This is a genomic window from Azospirillum sp. A1-3 (genome assembly GCF_023806445.1).
Taxonomy (GTDB): Bacteria; Pseudomonadota; Alphaproteobacteria; order Azospirillales; family Azospirillaceae; genus Azospirillum.
Map to the genome: position 1 here is coordinate 190,001 of NZ_JAMSLU010000004.1, position 14,922 is coordinate 204,922.

Sequence of the window (14,922 nt, forward strand, 5' to 3'; positions counted from 1 at the left end):
CGCCTGCCCGGTGCCGGAAGGTTAAGAGGAGAGGTGCAAGCCTTGAATTGAAGCCCCGGTAAACGGCGGCCGTAACTATAACGGTCCTAAGGTAGCGAAATTCCTTGTCGGGTAAGTTCCGACCTGCACGAATGGCGTAACGACTTCCCCGCTGTCTCCAACACCAACTCAGCGAAATTGAACTCTCCGTGAAGATGCGGAGTTCCCGCGGTCAGACGGAAAGACCCCGTGCACCTTTACTACAGCTTTGCAGTGGTGCTAGGGACTTCATGTGTAGGATAGGTGGGAGGCTTGGAAGCATGGGCGCCAGCTCGTGTGGAGCCATCCTTGAAATACCACCCTTGAAGTCTCTGGCATCTAACCGTGGCCCGTTACCCGGGTCCGGGACCCTGCATGGCGGGTAGTTTGACTGGGGCGGTCGCCTCCCAAAGTGTAACGGAGGCGCGCGATGGTGGGCTCAGAGCGGTCGGAAATCGCTCGTCGAGTGCAATGGCATAAGCCCGCCTGACTGCAAGACTGACAAGTCGAGCAGAGACGAAAGTCGGCCATAGTGATCCGGTGGCTCCACGTGGACGGGCCATCGCTCAACGGATAAAAGGTACGCCGGGGATAACAGGCTGATGACTCCCAAGAGTCCATATCGACGGAGTCGTTTGGCACCTCGATGTCGGCTCATCACATCCTGGGGCTGGAGCAGGTCCCAAGGGTTCGGCTGTTCGCCGATTAAAGTGGTACGTGAGCTGGGTTTAGAACGTCGTGAGACAGTTCGGTCCCTATCTGCCGTGGGTGTCGGAGTTTTGCGAGGATCTGTCCCTAGTACGAGAGGACCGGGATGGACATACCTCTGGTGCACCGGTTGTCACGCCAGTGGCATGGCCGGGTAGCTAAGTATGGACGGGATAACCGCTGAAAGCATCTAAGCGGGAAACCCACCTCTAAACCAGAGCTCCCTTGAGAGCCGTGACAGACCATCACGTCGATAGGAGGCATGTGGACGGGCAGCAATGCTCGAAGCTAAGCCTTACTAATCGCTCGATCGGCTTGATCTCACCCCCACACAACCGCGCCATGCGCAGCAGCAAGCCTGCTTGACGCAACACCGCCAGTTCGATACTCCTCACCTCACTTGCACTGAACAAGCACATGCTTCGGAGAAAGCGTCGGTCTTGAGCCTTGGTGACCTGGTGGTCATGGCGAGGTGTCAAACACCCGATCCCATCCCGAACTCGGCCGTGAAAAGCCTCCGCGCCAATGGTACTGCGTCTTAAGACGTGGGAGAGTAGGTCGCCGCCAGGTCACCAAGCCTCAAGAGACGCAAATCCAAAGCATAAGCTTGCATCTTCATCACTTCAGAAACGCCCCGGTTCACACGAGCCGGGGCGTTTCGACTTTTGGAACTCCGCAGATGTTCATCCGCCGTGGAAGCCTTTCAGCCGCTCTTCGCCTCGGCCGATGTCGGGCTTGAACTGCGCGTTCCTTGCCGTGTCCAGAAGCTGGTCGATGAAGGTCCTATAGTCGTCGGCGGCATCGCTCCGTGCTGGGGCAACCGGCTCGACCGAACTCGCGTAGGTGCTGGCGGTGTCGGCGGCAGTGTCGTGAAGCCGAAAGGAAGCGATGAAGACGGGATCGCCTTCCGGGTTTCCCTCCCCCACATGCTGAGAGGTACGGGACAGTTCGACCCGCCCTTCTGCATCCGGGGCGGAGAGGATGGTCACGCCGTGAACGACCGTTGTGTCGCTGCGTGCATTCATTGCCGCATCCTGTTCGAAGGAATGCCGGTCGTAGGCCCGTTCGAAGCTTGCCCGGTCATTGATGTTGGCCTCGGCCATGTCTGTCTCCCTGTTGCTGCATTCAATAACGCGCCATCGGCGCAAACGGTCCGTTAGATCGGAGCGCGATACCGCCGGTACAGTGCAGAGCGGTCTGGTCGCGATTCCCTTTCCGCGGTGCATATGTCCAGGACGCGCGCCGTCTTGTGCCTGGGCGGCGGACGCGCTAAAGGGCTGGACCCCCTCGCAAGATCAGCCGCCATGGTCGCCCGCCTGCTGTTCGTTTTCCTGCTGCTGCTGTCGTCGCACGGATGGGCTGCCGAGCCGCCGGTCCGCGTCGGCGTGCTCGCCTATCGGGGGGAGGAGCATGCGGCGGCGATGTGGGAACCGACGATCCGCTATCTCGGCGACCATTTCCCCGGCCGCGGCGCGGAGATGGTCGCGCTCGATCTCGCCGGGATGGACGCCGCCGTGCAGAACCGCACGGTGGATCTGATTCTGACCAACACCGGCAACTATGTCGATCTGGAGGCGCGGTACGGCGTTACCCGCATCGCCACCCTGCAGTCCGGGCGGTCCTCCGGCAATGCCATCGGCTCGGCCATCATCGTGCGCGCCGACCGCCACGATCTGACGGCGCTGCGTGACCTCCGCGGGCGGACGCTGATGGCCATCGACCCCGACGCTTTCGGTGGTTTCCAGATCGCCTGGGGGGAACTGCTGGATGCCGGTGTCGATCCCTTCCGCGATCTGAAGGACCTGCGCTTTTCCGGTTTTCCGGTGGACCGCGTCGCCTTCGCCGTGCGTGACGGGACGGTGGATGCCGGCGTGCTGCGCGCCTGCGTGCTGGAGGAGTTGGCGGCGGAGGGGCGGATCGACCCGGCGGCCTTCCGCGTCCTCGCTCCCCGGACCGCGCCGGATTTCGCCTGCGCCCATTCCACCGACCTCTATCCCGATTGGCCGCTGGCCCGCCTCGCCGGCACGCCAGAGGAACTGGCGAAGCAGGCGGTGGTCGCCCTGTTCCAGATGCCGCAGGACCACCCCGCGGCAAAGGCCGGCGGTTACCAGGGCTGGGCGGTGCCGCGCGATTACCAGCCGGTCCATGCCCTGTTCCGCTCCCTGCGCATCGGTCCCTACCGGTCGCTGCGCGATGTTTCGCTGGTCGACCTGGCGCGCGAGAACTGGCACTGGCTGGCGCTTGTGGCGTTGGCCCTGGTGTGGTGGGCGGCCCATTCGCTGCGGGTGGAGCATCTGATCAAGGTCCGTACCGCCGAACTGAGAGCGGTCAATCGTGATCTCCTCCGCGAAATGGCGGAGCGCCGCCGCGCCGAGGAGAATGCCCGCGAACGCCAGCGCGAGATCGACCATGTCGCCCGCCTGTCGATCCTGGGCGAAATGGCCAGCAACCTCGCGCATGAGCTGAACCAGCCGCTGGGTGCCATCGCCAACTATGCGCGCGGCTGCACCCGCCGGCTGGAGGCCGGAACCGGCCGGCCCGCCGAACTGGCGGACGCCACCCGCGCCATCGCCGATCAGGCCGACCGTGCCGCCCACATCATCGCCCGCATCCGCAACTTCGTGCGCAAGCGCGCGTCCCAGATCGAGCCGGTCGACATCAACGACGCCGTTCGCGCCGCCGCCGCCCTGTGCGCCGATCGGGCGCGCAGCGCCGGTATCGCGGTGACGCTCGATCTGGCTGAGGGACTTCCTCGGGTGGCGGCCGACGCGGTGCAGATCGAGCAGGTCGTCCTCAACCTGATGAAGAACGGGCTGGATGCGATGGAGGGCTGCCCGCCGGCCAACGGGATCACTGTGCGGACCGGCCCCGACGGTGAGGGGCGGGTAAGGGTAACGGTCGCCGACCGCGGCCACGGCCTGAGCGCGGAGGCGCGGGAACGGCTGTTCGACCCCTTCTTCACCACCAAGCCGGAGGGGATGGGCCTCGGCCTGTCGATCTGCCGGACCATCCTGGAATCCCATGGCGGCCATCTATGGGCCGCGGACAATCCCGGCGGGGGCGTGGAGATGCGCTTCGTCCTGCCGGCGGCACAGGAGCAAGAGACCCCATGAGTCATGATGCGGAGAGTTCGGCCCCGCCACGCACCGTCTATGTGGTGGACGACGATCCGGCGATGCGTCATTCGCTGGGCTGGCTGATCGGCTCGCTGGGGTTGGAGGTGCAGAGCTTCGCCTCGGCGGAGGAATTCCTGCGTGCGTTCAAGCCCGACCGGCCGGGTTGCCTCGTCACCGATGTCCGAATGCCGGGGATGAGCGGGCTGGAACTGCAGGACACGCTTGCGCGGGCGGGATCGCTGCTTTCAGTGGTGGTGGTCACCGGCCATGCCGACGTACCGATGGCGGTGCGGGCGCTACGGGCGGGGGCGGTCGATTTCATCGAGAAGCCCTTCAACGACCAACTCCTGCTCGACCGCGTACACGAGGCGCTGGAGAAGTCCCGCCGCGCCTGGGATGCGGCGGAGCGCAAGCGCGCCGTCCGTGCGCTGATCGGTCGGCTGACCCCGCGCGAACGGCAGGTGGCGGCGCTGGTGGTCGCCGGAAAGCCCAACAAGGTCATCGCCGCCGAGATCAACCTGTCGATGAAGACGGTCGAGGTCCACCGCCACAACGTGATGGACAAGCTGGAGGTCGCATCGGTCGCCGACCTGACGCGGCTTTTGCTCGAAGCGGAATAGATCGGATCGCGTAGAACCGGACCCGGTTCGAAGCGTGAATCCGATCGGCAGACAGATAGCAGCCTGCGGCTTGGCGTCGCGGGGGAAAACCCTAAGAAGTGTGGGGATGACCGCAATGGGGCGCTGCCGTGCCCCCGGCTATCCTTGGCCCTGAGATCGGCCCGCAGTTTTGCGGGCTGGGAATGGGTGCCGGGAGAGCCTGCCATGGACCGATCACGACGCAACTTCTGCCTGGGCGCCGGGGCCGCGACCGTCGGCGCCGCCACGCTGGCCGCCGTACCCGCTGACGCCGGCGCCGTCTCGGCGTCCGGCGATGCGGCGCACCGCTGGGCCATGGTGGTCGATGTACGCAAATGCGTCGGCTGCCAGGCCTGCACCGTCGCCTGCATCATGGAGAACGACGTTCCGGAAAACAGTTTCCGCACCATCGTCTCCACCTACGAGGTGACGGAGCAGGGCAAGGCCGGCTCCTACATGCTGCCGCGCCTGTGCAACCATTGCGAGGATCCGCCCTGCATCCCGGTCTGCCCGACCGGCGCCACCTATCAGCGGCGGGACGGTATCGTGGTGGTCGACAATTCGGTGTGCGTCGGCTGCGCCTATTGCGTCCAGGCATGTCCCTACGACGCCCGCTTCATCAATCACGAAACCCAGACCGCCGACAAATGCACCTTCTGCGTCCATCGCGTGGAAGCCGGGCTGCTGCCCGCCTGCGTCGAGACCTGCGTCGGCGGCGCCCGCATCTTCGGTGACCTGAAGGACCCCGACAGCACGGTATCGAAGCTGGTGCGCGAGCAGAACCCCAAGGTGCTGAAGCCCGAGATGGGGACCCAGCCGCGGGTCTTCTACATCGGCCTCGATCCGAAGATGCAGGGCAAGGTGGACGGCACGCCGACGCTGTGGCGGCCGGCGCCGCATGCCGAGAAGGAGCATGCATGATGGACACGCACATCGTCGAAGTCATCAACGTGACCCGCGAGGTCGCGTGGCTTCCCTGGGCCGTGCAGTATTTCTTCCTGATCGGCCTGTCGGTCGGCGGCCTGCTGCTCAGCCTGCCCGGCTACGCCTTCGCCCGTGAGAGCGGGCGCCCGCTGGGGCGGCTCGCCCTGATCGTCGCGCTGACCTGCGGGCTGGCGGCGCCGGTGGCGCTTCTGTCCGACCTGCACCAGCCCGGCCGCTTCTGGCACTTCTACGTGGTGTTCCGGCCGACCTCCTGGATGTGGTGGGGATCGCTGTTCATCCCGTTCTACATCGGCGGTCTGCTGGTCTATGGCTGGGCCTGCCTGCGCGAGGAGTTGCAGGCGCATGGCCGGGTCGACAGCCGGCTGGCCGGGCTGTACCGGCTGGCGGCGCTGGGCGGTGGCCGCGACGACCGGCTGATCCGTGCCGCCGGGCTGTTCGTGCTGGCCGGAGCGGCGCTTGTGGCGCTCTACACCGGCGTCGAGGTGGCGGTGGTGAAGGCCCGGCCGCTGTGGCACACGCCTTTCCTGCCGGTGCAGTTCCTGACCACGGCGCTGGCCGGCGCCCTCGGGCTGGTGCTGATCCTCAACCGCGTCGTCGGCACCGCCGACCGTGCGGTGGAGGTGCAGGGCAACCGGCTGCTCGCCGCCGTGCTGGCCGCGGTGATGCTGTGCGGCGGGCTGTGGCTGGCGCTTGGCCTGTCGGGGCTGGATGCCGGGCATGCGGCGGCGCTGAACAGCGTGGCCGGGTCGGAGGCGTGGCGGGTGACCGCCGTGTGGGCGGTGGCGGCGACGGTGGTGCCCTTCGTCATCGCCGTCGCCCGACCGGTCGGGACCGGGCTGCTGACCGGCCTGATCGCCGTGCACAGCGCCTGGATGTTCCGCTGGACCGTGTTCATCGGCGGCCAGTCGGTGCCGAAGACCGGCGCGGGCTTCTACGAATACGCGCTGCCGGCCGGCCCGGACGGGCTGATGGGCATCGTCGGCACCGCGGGGCTGTGGCTGTTCCTGCTGATCCTGATGACGGCGCTCCTGCCGGTGTCGTCTACCCCTGCCGCCGGCCGTCCGGCCAACGCATCCGGCCATCCCGGCGGGCACCTGACCGCCGCCGAATAACTGGCCTGAGTAACCCAATCCGCGCTTGAGCCCCGCTCGCGAAGACCGGAGTGTCCACCATGTCCATCACCCGTCGCCACATCCTGACCACCACCGCTGCGGGCGGCGCGCTGGCCGCCTTCGCCGGCGGCTTCTCGGAGACCGGCCGCAAGCTGGTCAAGGGCGCCTGGGCCGGCGAGCGGCCCGACGACACCATCAGCGGCAATGCGCCGAAGCCGGAATTCCGCATCGACCCGGCGACCGGCGCCGTGGAGCCGACGCCGGGCCAGATCGTCGCCAACGTCGCCTGCCTGGGCTGCACCACGCTGTGCGGCGTCCGGGTGCGGGTGGATGTTGAGCGGAACCGCGTGCTGCGGGTGGCCGGCAATCCCTACAGCCCGCTCTCCACCGACCCGTTCCTGCCCTATGCGACGCCGATCGAGGAGAGCTTCCGCTCGCTGTCGCGGCTGGACGAGAAGGGGCTGCAGGGCCGCTCCACCGCCTGCGGGCGCGGCAATGCGGCGCTGGAGATGCTGACCTCCCCCTTCCGCATCTCCACGCCGATGAAGCGGGTCGGCCCGCGCGGCTCCGGCCGTTGGGAACCGATCGCCTTCGACAAGCTGGTGGAGGAGATCGCCGAGGGCGGCGACCTGTTCGGCGAGGGGCCGGTGGAGGGGCTGCGTGCGTTGCGCGACCTGAAGACGCCGATCGATCCCGCCTCGCCCGAGTTGGGGCCGAAGGTCAATCAGGTGGCGCTGCTTGCCTCCGTCAATGACGGGCGGGAGCCCTTCGTGCGGCGCTTCTTCAACAAGGCTCTGGGCACCATCAACTACGCCGGCCATGGCGCTTATTGCGGCGGCGCCTATCGCTCCGGTTCCGGCGCGGTGTTCGGCGATCTGAAGGCGATGCCGCACGCCAAGCCCGACCTGCAGAATGCCGAATTCGTCCTGTTCATCGGCACCGCCCCCTCGAACGCCGGCAACCCGTTCAAGCGGCAGGCCATGCTGGTCGCCAAGGCTCGCACCGACGGCGTGCTGAATTACGTGGTGGTCGATCCGGTGCTGACCAACGCCGACAACCGGGCGGCGGGGGAGCGGTCGAACTGGATCCCGATCCGTCCTGGCACCGACGGCGCGCTGGTGATGGGCATCATGCGTTGGATGTTCGAGAATGACCGCATCGACAGCCGCTATCTGTCCCAGCCGAACGCCAAGGCCGCCACGGCGGCGGGCGAGGCCGGCTGGTGCAACGCCACCCATCTGGTGATCCGGCAGAAGGGCCACCCGCGCGACGGGCGGATGCTGCGCGCCTCCGACATGGGCTGGATTGAGCTGGACGAGAAGGAGCGCTATGGCGAGAAGGACGCCTTCGTCGTGCTCGACCCGACGGGCAAGCCGGTGGCGCACGATGCCCTGGACGGACCGGCGGTGCTGTTTCATGACGGCGCGGTGACGACGCCGGCCGGCGACATCTCGGTCAAGACCAGCCTGACCCTGCTGCGCGAGGAGGCGATGCGGCTGGACCTGCGCGGCTATGCCGACGCCTGCGGCATCCCCGCCGACATCATTGCCGGACTGGCGCGCGAATTCACCAGCCATGGGAAAAAGGCGGTCGCCAATGCCCATGGCGGCATGATGGCCGGCAACGGCTTCTACAACGCCTTCGGCGTCGTCACCCTGAACACGCTGATCGGCAACCTGAACTGGAAGGGCGGCAGCATCTTCGGCGGTGGCCGTTTCCCGGACGAGCAGGACGGCCCGCGCTACAAGCTGGCCAGCTTCCCCGGCGCGGTGAAGCCGTCCGGCACCGCGATCAGCCGCCCGGTCCCGTACGAGAAATCCAGCGAGTTCGCCCGCAACAAGGAAGCCGGCAAGCCCTATCCGGCCAAGGCGCCCTGGTATCCGGCCGCGCCGCAGCTGACCACCGAGTACCTGACCAGCGGGCTTGCCGACGGCTATCCCTATCGCCTGAAGGCCCTGTTCCTGTGGAACAGCAATCCTGTCTACGGCATCCCCGGCCTGCGCGCCGCGGCGGAGGCGGCGCTGAAGGACCCCAAGACGCTGCCGCTGATCGTCTCCATCGACCCGTTCATCAACGAGACCTCCGCCTTCGCCGACTACATCGTCCCCGACACCGTGCTGTACGAAACCTGGGGCTGGGCATCGCCCTGGGGCGGCGTGCCGACCAAGACCAGCACCGCGCGCTGGCCGGTGGTGGAGCCGCGCACGCAGGCGCTGCCCGACGGGCTGCATGTGCAGATGGAAACCTTCCTGATCGCGCTGGCCAAGCGGATGGGTCTGCCCGGCTTCGGCGCCGACGCCATCGCCGACATGGACGGCAAGCTCCATCCGCTCGACCGGCCGGAGGACTGGTATCTGCGCGGCGGCGCCAACATCGCGTGGCTCGGCAAGCAGCCGGTCGCCGACGCCGATGACCGCGACATCGCCCTGTCCGGCGTCGAACGGGTGATGCCGGCGCTGCAGGCCACGCTGAAGCCGGAGGAATGGCGCAAGGTCGCCTATGTCCTGGCGCGCGGCGGCCGTTACCAGAATCAGGCGGAAGGCTTCGAGGGCGACAAGGCGACCCACAAGTTCGTCAAGCCGCTGCAGGTCTACAACGAGGCGGTGGGAACGGCGAAGAGCAGCATCACCGGCCGGCGCTGGACCGGCACCGCCACCTGGATGGAGCCGGTCTTCGCCGACGGCACCCCGATCCGCAAGCACCATACGGCGGAGGAGTGGCCGTTCCATCTGGTCAGCTCCAAATCGGTGCTGGTCAGCGCCTATACCATCGCCGCCGGCCGGCTGCGCCATCTGCATCCGGAAAACCCGGTCGGCATCAACGCCGAGGATGCCCGTCGTCTCGGCATCGAGACCGGCGACCGCATCCGCATCGCCACGCCCGGCGGGGTGCGGGAGGCCACCGCCATCGTCCGCCATGGCGTGATGCGCGGCGTGCTGGCGGTGGAGCATGGCTTCGGCCATCGCGAGTATGGCGCCCGCCCGCACCTGATCGGCGGTCACAGCCAGCCTTCGGTTCCGGAGATCGGGGCGGGCATCAACCTGAACGACCTCGGCATCGCCGATCCGTCCCGCGCCGGGGCGTCGGTTTGGGTCGATCCGGTCGCCGGGACGGCTGTGCGCCAGGGCATCCCGGCGAAGCTGGAGCGGATCGCCGCCGCCGCCTGATCCCCATGGATCGCGGTCCAGGCGGAGGAGGGGTGCAAAAAAATCCAGCGCTTCGGGCGAACCGAAGCGCTGGATCGCAGTTGAAACAGGCAAGGCGGTGACTCACGACCAGACACAAGAGAGGCGACAATGGCTGCGAACGTCAGCGACTTCTTCTGGCAACGGCTCTCCGAATGGGGTGTGAAGCGGGTCTTCGGCTATCCCGGCGACGGCATCAACGGGCTGGTCGGCGCGCTTGCCCGCACCGGCGACCAGTTCGATTTCGTCCAGGCCCGCCACGAAGAGTTGGCCGCCTTCATGGCGACCGCGCATGCCAAATACACCGGGGAGCTGGGCGTCTGCCTCGCCACCTCCGGCCCCGGCGCCATCCATCTGCTGAACGGGCTTTATGATGCGAAGCTCGACCACCAGCCCGTGCTCGCCATCGTCGGCCAGCAGGCGCTGACCGCGCTGGGCGGTCACTATCAGCAGGAGGTCGACCTCGTCTCCCTGTTCAAGGATGTGGCCGGCGAGTATGTCCACATGGCCTCCACGCCCGCCCAGGTGCGGCATCTGGTGGACCGCGCGGTGCGCATCGCCAAGGCCGAGCGGACGGTGACCTGCATCATCCTGCCCAACGACCTGCAGGAAATGGACGCGGTGGAGACGCCGCCGCGTGCCCACGGCACCATCCATTCCGGCGTCGGCTATTCCGCCCCCGTCGTCCGCCCGGCCGAGGCCGACCTGCGCCGCGCCGCCGATGTGCTGAATGCCGGTTCCAAGGTGGCGATCCTGGTCGGCGCCGGGGCGTTGAACGCCACCGACGAGGTGATCGAGGTGGCCGACATCCTGGGCGCAGGCGTCGCCAAGGCCCTGCTGGGCAAGGCGGCGCTGCCCGACGATCTGCCCTTCGTCACCGGCTCCATCGGCCTGCTCGGCACCCGGCCCAGCTACGAGATGATGGTGAATTGCGACACGCTGCTGATGATCGGCTCCGGCTTCCCCTATTCGGAGTTCCTGCCCAAGGAGGGACAGGCGCGCGGCGTCCAGATCGACATCGACCCCAAGATGCTCAGCATCCGCTATCCAATGGAGGTCAATCTGGTCGGTGACAGCGCCGGCACCCTGCGCGAGCTGATCCCGCTGCTCCAGCGGAAGCAGGACCGGTCCTGGCGCGAGGGGATCGAGGCCGGCGTCGCCGACTGGTGGAAGGTGCTGGAAGCCCGCGCCATGAACGACGCGACGCCGCTGAACCCGCAGCGCGTCTTCTGGGAACTGTCGCCGCGGCTGCCCGACGACGTGGTGATCGCCTGCGACACCGGGTCGGGCACCAACTGGTATGCCCGCGACATCAAGATCCGCCGGGGCATGAAGGCCAGCCTGTGCGGCGGCCTCGCCACCATGGGACCGGGCATGCCCTATGCGCTGGCCGCCAAGTTCGCCCATCCCGACCGCCCGGTGCTGGCCATCGTCGGCGACGGCGCCATGCAGATGAACGGCATGAACGGCCTCATCACCCTGGCGAAATATTGGAAGCAGTGGAGCGACCCGCGCTTCATCGTGCTGGTTCTGAACAACCGTGACCTCAATCAGGTGACGTGGGAGATGCGCGCCCAGGCCGGCAATCCGAAGTTCGAGGCATCGCAGGAGCTTCCCGACGTTCCCTATGCCCGCTATGCCGAATTGCTGGGCTTCAAGGGCCTGTTCGTCGACAAGCCGGAAGACCTCGGCAAGGTGTGGGACGAGGCGTTGGCGACCCGTGGCCCGGTGGTGGTCGAGGCCTATACCGATCCCAACGTGCCGCCGCTGCCCCCGCACATCTCGCTGAAGAACGCCGCCGCGATGATGGCGACGCTGGCCAAGGGCGATCCGGAGGTGTGGGACATGCTGAAGGGCACCGCCAAAGACTTCGTCGAAAGCTACCTGCCGCACGGTGGCGATAAGGGCGGCGATAAGGGCGGCGGAAAGAAGCGCTGACCGGCCCGCCCGCAACACCCTCCACCCCCCTCCTGTTGATGAGCGAACAGCGTCAGCCGGAGGGACGAGGGATGCGGGATCTGAACGGGGCCGTCGTGGTGGTGGCGGGAGCGTCGAGCGGGATCGGGCGGGCCACCGCCCTGGCCTTCGCACGGGAGGGTGCCCGGCTGGCGCTGGCCGCCCGCCGTGAGGAACTGCTGGAGGAGGTGGCGGAGGAGTGCCGCGGCCTCGGCGCCAGCGCAATCGTCCTCCCCACTGACGTCACCGACGCCGACGCGGTGAAGCGGCTGGCCGACCGCACGGTGGAGGAATACGGCTCCATCGACATCTGGATCGCCAATGCCGGCGTCGGCGCGGTCGGCCGATTTGAAGACACGCCGGTCGAGGCGCACCGCCGGGTGATCGAGACCAACCTGCTGGGACCGCTCTATGGCGCCCATGCGGCGATCCCGCTGTTCCGCCGCCAGGGACATGGCACCTTCATCGCCACAGTCTCGGTCGGCGCCTTCGCCCCCGCGCCCTACGCCGCCGCCTATTCGGCCAGCAAGTTCGGGCTGGACGGTATGCTGGACAGCCTGCGGGCGGAGCTGGTGGACAGCCCGGATCTGCATGTCTGCGGCGTCTACCCGTCCTTCACCGACACGCCGGGCATGATGCACGGCGCCAACTACACCGGGCACGAGCTGTCGCCGGAAGGTCCGATCTACGACGATCCCAACGACGTGGCGGAAACGATGGTGGCGGTTGCCCGCCGTCCGCGCGCCCGCGCCATGGTCGGGGCGCTGGCTCCGCTGTCGCGCCTGGGCTATGCGGTGGCGCCGCGTCTGGTGGAGAAGGTGGCCGGCTATGGCATGCACCGCCATTTCGACCGCCAGCCTCCGGCTCCGCACAGCGACGGCAACCTGTTCCGTCCGGTTGAGCGGGGGAGTGGCGTGGTCGGCGGCTTCTACACCCCACCGCCGGCCTGGGTTTCGCCCGTGCTGATGGCGGGCATGGCGGTTGCTGCTGTCGCGGCGTATCGCAGTCTGGGGCTGGGAGCGGACAGGCGGGTGCGGAGGCACTGAGGCAGACCTCTCGCGCAGCGCGCTGATGCCGACCTGCCCGTCGAAGTAGGGCGGGTGGATGAGTGCGTCGGATATGCCCGAAAACAAAGAAGGGCCGCCGTTTCCGGCAGCCCTTCCATTGTCAATCCGTGTGTCGTCGACACCACGGCGCAGTCCTTAGCGGACCGAAATCTCTTCCACGAAGAAAGAGACCTCGGCCTTGGCGCTCGACGACGAGTGAGACGGACAATGAGACACGAGATCACCTCCTTTCAGTTGTTGACGTACGACACCCTATATAGGCCACTTCGCGGAGGCTGCAAGTCGGATTCCTGACTGCTCCGCTGTGACATTCAACGGGGTGTTCACATCAGGGCATTCGGCACGAACAGCACCAGACCGGGCCACAGCAGCATCACCGCGACCAGCGCCACCACGGCCAGGACGAAGGGGATGGATTCGACGATGTATTCCTCGACCGGGCAATCCAGCAGGCTGCACACGGTATACATCGCCACCCCCACCGGCGGGGTCATCGAGCCCAGCGTGACGATGGTCATCATCAGGATACCGAAATGCACCGGATCGACGCCCAGCGGCTGGACGATCGGCAGGAAGATCGGCGTCAGCAGCAGAACCAGCACCGTGCTTTCGATGAACAGGCCGGCGATGAACAGGAAGATCAGGATCAGGGTAACGACCAACGCCGGTTCCCGCGTCAGGCCGGTCATGGCGGCGGCGATGCTCTGTGGCGCCTGTTCGAAGACGATGGCATAGCCGACCATGCCGGAGAACAGGATGATCAGCAGGATCAGCCCGGTGTCCGTCACCGCCTCAACCAGCGCGTCCACCATGGCGCGCAGCGTCAGTTCCTTGTGCACGAAGAAGCCGATGACGGCGGCATAGATGACGGCGAAGGCGCCGACCTCCGACGGGGTGAACAGGCCACCGCGGATGGCGACCAGCAATGCCACCGGGAACAGCAGCGCCCATTTGGCGTGGACCACCGCCTCCCACATCGCCTTGCCGGTCGGCCGCTGCGTCGTGGCGGCGCCATAGCCGCGGCGCCGCGCGATCCACCAGACGGTGACCATCAGCACGGCCATCATCAGGAAACCGGGAACGATGCCGGCCAGGAACAGCCGTCCGATGGAGACGTTGCCGACGAAGCCGTACAGGATCAAGCCCAGGCTGGGCGGGATGGTCGCGGTGATGAGCGATCCCACCGCGATGACGGCCGAGGTAAAGCCCTTGGAATAGCCGCTGCGGATCAGGTCCGGACCGAGGATGCGCGCCTCCATCGCCGCGTCGGCGACGGCGGAGCCGGACACGCCGCCCATCAGGGTGGACAGCACGATGCAGACCTGCGCCAGCCCGCCGGACATCCACGACACCAGCACGTTGGAACAGCCGATCAGCCGGTGGGTGATGCCGGTCCGGTTCATCATGTGACCGGCCAGCACGAAGAAGGGAACGGCCAGCAGCGGGAAGCTCTGCGAGGCGGTGGCGACCTGCTGCACCCCGATCGACACCGGAATGATGCCGTTGGTCAGGAAGAAGGTGAAGCCGGCCATGCCGATGGCGAAGGCGATGGGAACGCCCAGCGCCATCAGGACGAAGAAGGTGAGGGCGAGCAGGATCACGGCATCACCTCCTCCGCCATCGGGATGTCCGACGGCGTGTTGAAGATCGGGCGCGGGGTGCGGCGAAGCCGGCCGATGGCGGCCATCGTCTGCCCCAGCAGGGTGAAGGACAGCAACAGGCAGCCGACCGGCACCGCCGAGGTGACGAAGGCATAGCTGATGCCGCTGTCGCCGAACTGGCGTTCCAGGTTCAGCATGGTCAGCTGATAGCCCTTGACCGCCATGGTCAGCAGGAAGGCCAGCACCAGCAGCGCCAGCAGGATGTCCAGGATGGCGCGCGCACGCGGCGGCAAGCGCTTGACGACATAGTCGATGCCGATGTGGGCATGCTTGCGCAACGCGAGGTCGGCGCCGAGGAAGCTGGCCCAGGCGAACAGCAGCTGAGCGACGTCCACCGACCAGACCAGGGGATAGCCGAACCAGCGGCTGATGCCGGCCACGAAGACCAGCAGGACGATGACGGCGAGCAGCGTTGTCGCCAGCACCGTCTCCGCCTTGACGTACAGGGATTTCATCGGAAGGGGGTGCTCCGGTCCGGCCCGCGGGCGTACGCCGGTGGTGCGGATGGCAATGGGC

The 14,922-nt window shown here is 67.1% G+C and carries 10 protein-coding genes and 2 rRNA genes (1 of these 12 running past the window's edge); 9 read left to right on the plus strand and 3 right to left on the minus strand.

What is annotated here, in order from left to right; all coding sequences use genetic code 11:
• Positions 1-1,049, plus strand: a 23S ribosomal RNA gene (locus M5E06_RS22275) (it extends 1,696 nt beyond the left edge of the window).
• A gap of 131 nt (positions 1,050-1,180) precedes the next feature.
• Positions 1,181-1,296, plus strand: a 5S ribosomal RNA gene (gene rrf / locus M5E06_RS22280).
• Between the two features lie 113 nt (positions 1,297-1,409).
• Here rrf and M5E06_RS22285 read toward each other — a convergent pair.
• On the minus strand, positions 1,410-1,829 hold the full coding sequence (locus tag M5E06_RS22285; protein ID WP_252140057.1) for a hypothetical protein: 420 nt from the start codon (positions 1,827-1,829) through the stop codon (positions 1,410-1,412).
• 201 nt (positions 1,830-2,030) lie between these two features.
• Here M5E06_RS22285 and M5E06_RS22290 point away from each other — a divergent pair, with 201 nt between their 5' ends.
• The 7 genes from M5E06_RS22290 to M5E06_RS22320 all read left to right on the plus strand — a co-directional run bounded on the left by M5E06_RS22290 (position 2,031) and on the right by M5E06_RS22320 (position 12,724).
• Complete coding sequence (locus M5E06_RS22290) at positions 2,031-3,839, plus strand: sensor histidine kinase (protein WP_252140058.1); 1,809 nt, start codon at positions 2,031-2,033, stop codon at positions 3,837-3,839.
• Positions 3,836-4,462, plus strand: coding sequence for a response regulator transcription factor (locus M5E06_RS22295; protein WP_252140059.1), 627 nt, complete (start codon positions 3,836-3,838; stop codon positions 4,460-4,462). The genes M5E06_RS22290 and M5E06_RS22295 overlap by 4 nt, the downstream gene beginning before the upstream one ends.
• A 204-nt stretch (positions 4,463-4,666) precedes the next feature.
• Entirely contained in the window at positions 4,667-5,401 is a 735-nt protein-coding gene (gene dsrO, locus M5E06_RS22300) for a sulfate reduction electron transfer complex DsrMKJOP subunit DsrO (RefSeq protein WP_252140060.1), read from the plus strand.
• Complete coding sequence (gene nrfD, locus M5E06_RS22305) at positions 5,398-6,537, plus strand: NrfD/PsrC family molybdoenzyme membrane anchor subunit (RefSeq protein WP_252140061.1); 1,140 nt, start codon at positions 5,398-5,400, stop codon at positions 6,535-6,537. Before dsrO ends, nrfD begins: the two co-directional genes overlap by 4 nt.
• A 59-nt stretch (positions 6,538-6,596) precedes the next feature.
• Positions 6,597-9,704: a molybdopterin-dependent oxidoreductase gene (locus M5E06_RS22310; RefSeq protein ID WP_252140062.1), complete on the plus strand. Its 3,108-nt coding sequence runs from the start codon at positions 6,597-6,599 to the stop codon at positions 9,702-9,704.
• 129 nt (positions 9,705-9,833) lie between these two features.
• A complete protein-coding gene (locus M5E06_RS22315; RefSeq protein ID WP_252140063.1) occupies positions 9,834-11,660 on the plus strand; it encodes a thiamine pyrophosphate-requiring protein in 1,827 nt (608 codons plus the stop codon).
• Positions 11,661-11,731: 71 nt separating this feature from the next.
• Positions 11,732-12,724, plus strand: a complete 993-nt coding sequence (locus M5E06_RS22320; RefSeq protein ID WP_252140064.1) for an SDR family oxidoreductase — start codon at positions 11,732-11,734, stop codon at positions 12,722-12,724.
• A 344-nt stretch (positions 12,725-13,068) separates the two neighbouring features.
• On the opposite strand, the gene M5E06_RS22325 is transcribed toward M5E06_RS22320, so the two are convergent.
• The gene (locus tag M5E06_RS22325; protein ID WP_252140065.1) at positions 13,069-14,346 is read right to left on the minus strand and encodes a TRAP transporter large permease; all 1,278 of its coding nucleotides are present in this window, start codon (positions 14,344-14,346) and stop codon (positions 13,069-13,071) included.
• A complete protein-coding gene (locus M5E06_RS22330) occupies positions 14,343-14,861 on the minus strand; it encodes a TRAP transporter small permease (protein ID WP_252140066.1) in 519 nt (172 codons plus the stop codon). Before M5E06_RS22330 ends, M5E06_RS22325 begins: the two co-directional genes overlap by 4 nt.
• Between the last annotated feature and the right edge of the window lie 61 nt (positions 14,862-14,922).

Excerpts from the sequence above, each read along its gene's own strand:
- M5E06_RS22285 (WP_252140057.1), bottom strand. The coding sequence starts at position 1,829 with ATGGCCGAGGCCAACATCAATGACCGGGCAAGCTTCGAACGGGCCTAC.
- M5E06_RS22290 (WP_252140058.1), top strand. The coding sequence starts at position 2,031 with ATGGTCGCCCGCCTGCTGTTCGTTTTCCTGCTGCTGCTGTCGTCGCAC.
- M5E06_RS22295 (WP_252140059.1), top strand. The coding sequence starts at position 3,836 with ATGAGTCATGATGCGGAGAGTTCGGCCCCGCCACGCACCGTCTATGTG.
- dsrO (WP_252140060.1), top strand. The coding sequence starts at position 4,667 with ATGGACCGATCACGACGCAACTTCTGCCTGGGCGCCGGGGCCGCGACC.
- nrfD (WP_252140061.1), top strand. The coding sequence starts at position 5,398 with ATGATGGACACGCACATCGTCGAAGTCATCAACGTGACCCGCGAGGTC.
- M5E06_RS22310 (WP_252140062.1), top strand. The coding sequence starts at position 6,597 with ATGTCCATCACCCGTCGCCACATCCTGACCACCACCGCTGCGGGCGGC.
- M5E06_RS22315 (WP_252140063.1), top strand. The coding sequence starts at position 9,834 with ATGGCTGCGAACGTCAGCGACTTCTTCTGGCAACGGCTCTCCGAATGG.
- M5E06_RS22320 (WP_252140064.1), top strand. The coding sequence starts at position 11,732 with ATGCGGGATCTGAACGGGGCCGTCGTGGTGGTGGCGGGAGCGTCGAGC.
- M5E06_RS22330 (WP_252140066.1), bottom strand. The coding sequence starts at position 14,861 with ATGAAATCCCTGTACGTCAAGGCGGAGACGGTGCTGGCGACAACGCTG.